A 3,602-nucleotide genomic window follows, 5' to 3' on the forward strand; every position below is an offset into this window, starting at 1 on the left:
CACCACCTAACAATACATCTCTTTCTGTCATTAATCCAGCAATGTACTTAAATCCAATTTTAGTAGTTGTTGATGCTAAACCATAGTGTTTGGCTAATTTTTCAATTTTAGGTGTACAACTAAATGCAGTGATCACTTCACCCTTCATCCCCTTGTGTTTCACTAAGTAATGAATCAACAATAAAATGATGTGATGAGAATCAACAAACTCTCCTTCTTTGTTGTACAAACCAATTCTATCTGCATCACCATCTGTAGCCAATGCAGAATCTATATTTCCACGTTCTTTAATAAACGCTTCTAGTTCTTTTAAGTTCTTCGCGATAGGCTCTGGAGCTTGTCCCATGAAGCTTGGGTTGTAATCACAATGCAAGAAATGCATATCTGGGAAAATACGTTTTAACACATTTTGTCCAGCCCCATACATGGCATCATACGCCAAGTTCAACCCTGAATTTTTAATTGCCTCGATATCAAAATTAGCCTCTACGTGTTTAACGTATTCTGTTTCTAAATCAGCCGTTCTCAATTGATCTTCCGAAAGTCCGTCTAAACTAACAGTCTTATAATCATAAGGCATAACATCAGGGATGATGGCCTCTACTTCAGCCACTTTTTCAGGAACCAGCGGTCCACCAAAACTAGCCTTTAATTTATATCCATTGTAACTCGGCGGATTGTGAGAAGCTGTAATTACCACTCCTATTCCACAATCGTATTTATTCGCCGCTAATGAAATCATTGGTGTAGAAACAAAGCCTTCCGCCTTAATAACTTGTATACCTTCTTTAATGAAAACTTTAATTGCTGTTTCCATAAACAAAGCTCCTCCAAATCTGCAATCATGACCAATGACGATGCGAGGTGTTTCATAGTTTTGTTTTACCCATTGAGCCGTTGCATAACTCACACGAGCAACATTAGTAGTAGTATATGTATCTGCTATGATGGCTCTCCAACCATCTGTACCAAATTTAATTTTATCCATAGTTAGTTCTAATTCCCTGCTAAAATAATCAATGCTGAATAAAGAGCTCTCTAAGTTTTTGAAATCTTACTTTAAAAATGGATTATCCTACTCAACGTTTCGTCATTATATTACCGCTAAACAACATTCATTTAACACACTTACACCTAATATTTCTTGTAGATAAAGGAAATTTTAATGGAAAATGATATATTCACATTGTGGAGCGATTTATAAACATTCTTGTACTGGATAATCAAGCAGAGAATATTGCCGACTTGAAACGAATTTTAAGTGGAAATGGTAATAATTTAGTTTTTGTTGAAACCCCAGAAGATGTTTACGAAGAACTTAACAGAAGAGAATTTGGAATCATGATCATTAACATTGATGATGAAGCCTTTGGAGGATTAGCTTTTATCAAACAATTAGCCAAGGAAAAGTTGGGAATTGACAGCTATAAAATCATCACTTCTGCCAGAGATGTAAATGGATACCAATTTGTTAAAGGACTCAAACAAGGGGCTATAGACTACATTCACACCCCTTATAAAAGGAGTCTTACCAGAGCGAAAGTTGGTGTTTTGAAAAAACTTTACTTCAAAGATCTTCGCATTAATCAGTTGCTTTCTAATATTCTTCCGGAAAACGTTCTCAACGATTTAAATACTTACGGTAAATTTTCACCGAGAAGAATTGATGATGGTACAGTATTGTTTACAGATTTCGTTGGGTTTACTAAAATTTCAAAGGACATGCTTCCTTTAGAATTAGTAAAACAACTAGAAACATACTTTACCAAATTCGACGAAATTGTTGAGCGTTATAAATTAGAAAAAATTAAAACCATTGGAGATGCCTACATGGCGCTTGCCGGGGTTACCGAAGATAATCAACACCCTGCCATAAGGGCAAGTTTAGCGGCCATAGAAATGCGTGATTTCATTAACACGCGTATTGCAATCTCAAAGGCTATGAATGAGCCCTACTGGGAAATGAGAGTAGGAATACACTCTGGACCATTGGTTGCGGGGATTATTGGTACAAAAAAGACAAGTTTCGATGTCTGGGGAGATACGGTTAACATTGCTGCAAGAGCGGAACAACATGCCGAACCCAACACCATAAACATTACAAAAGTAATTGCTGAGAAAATAAGTAAGTACTTCAATTTGAACCATAGGGGGGAAATACCTATGAAGCATGGTGGCTCTTTAGACATGTATACCCTCGAAACTATTAAAACTAAATACAGTTTATACGGAGAAGGTAAAATTGCATGTTCACACATAAGAAAGATGGCAGACTTAATGGAGATGGATTTTGAACACTCCAGAAAGGACATCCTCAATAAACTTAAAACAAGTTTACCAGAAGAACTTATTTATCACGATATCAAACACACCTTAAATGTTGAAAAAAGTGCCATTCGAATAGCGAAACTAGAAGGTGTATCAGGGGAGGAACTTATACTTCTTCGAACGGCAACACTTTTTCATGATGCAGGTTTTATCTTGCGTTACAATAATAACGAAGACATCGCCATTCAACTGCTTCAATCTATGTTACCCAATTATGGTTACAATGATGAACACATAGAAATCATTTCAAACATCGTTAAAAGCACGAAATTTACTGTAGAGCCCAAAACCCTATTAGAAAAGATCATGTGTGATGCTGATCATGACTATTTAGGTAGACCAGACTACACAACGATAGCCAATAGACTGCGTAAAGAACTCGAAGAAAAGGGTACTGTTATGACAGATGAAGAGTGGATTAAATTCCAATTGGACTATCTTGTAAATACGCATAGATATTATACCGACACCTCGATTAACATCAGATTAGGTGGTAAAAAGGAACGTATCAAATCTTTAAAAAAACAACTAAAAGAAATGGTTGATGTTAGAATAAAGGCGTCAAAATAGCAAACTCATCTTGCTTGTCCTCTAGTTTAACATCCCTTTTAATAGCTACCTTTTTAGCCAAAGATTTACTCAATTCGGCCCCCGTATTTAACGGCGCCACATTACCAACTAAAGAATCGTTCACTAATATTGCTGCATCTGGACTAGATGAAAAGGCATAAATCACTTCATTCTGTTCCGAGCTCAATTGTACTGAACTCACTTGATTACTTTCTAAATACTTTGCTTTTTCATCCGGCGACAAAATGATGTTTAATTCTTCAGCTTCTTCATTCACCTCAGGTATATCATCCATAACCTTAGCAAAAGCATCAACTTCTGGTGCTATTTCCGTTTGTATTTGATCATCTACCTCTTCTGGTTCTTCAAGCTTTTGTTCTTTGGGATTTATTTCTTCAGGAGCCACCTCCTCTTTTTGTTTTATTTCCTCCTTTTCTAGTACAACAGAATTCGGTTCAGGTCTATACTCCTTCTTGGACTCTTGTTTCATTGCTAAAGAGGACTCTTTGTTAAAATTCAGATTGTTGAAAAATATCACGATAAGAATTACAACAGCAGCCATTTGTAAAATAGGCTGAGCGTAGAAAGCTTTATTGTTCTTCCAAAGCGTTAATCCTCCTTTTCCGTGTTTCTTTTCAAACAAATCATCCAACTTTGCCTTAACCGATTCCAATTTCTCAAGACGTTCTGATTTATCTATCTCC

The 3,602-nt window shown here is 36.2% G+C and carries 3 protein-coding genes; 1 reads left to right on the plus strand and 2 read right to left on the minus strand.

What is annotated here, in order from left to right; translation table 11 throughout:
* Nucleotides 1–988 (minus strand): phosphohexomutase domain-containing protein (locus AC22ZQ_RS13270; protein WP_318959246.1); only part of this gene is annotated, 988 nt, incomplete at its 3' end.
* 200 nt (nt 989–1,188) lie between these two features.
* Between AC22ZQ_RS13270 and AC22ZQ_RS13275 the strand changes: the two genes are divergently transcribed.
* A complete protein-coding gene (locus AC22ZQ_RS13275) occupies nt 1,189–2,898 on the plus strand; it encodes an adenylate/guanylate cyclase domain-containing protein (RefSeq protein WP_318959247.1) in 1,710 nt (569 codons plus the stop codon).
* Here the strand turns inward: AC22ZQ_RS13275 and AC22ZQ_RS13280 are convergent.
* Nucleotides 2,876–3,602 (minus strand): hypothetical protein (locus AC22ZQ_RS13280; RefSeq protein ID WP_318959248.1); only part of this gene is annotated, 727 nt, incomplete at its 5' end. The two genes, AC22ZQ_RS13275 and AC22ZQ_RS13280, sit on opposite strands and share 23 nt — an antisense overlap.

It is taken from the genome of Lishizhenia sp. (assembly GCF_057456495.1).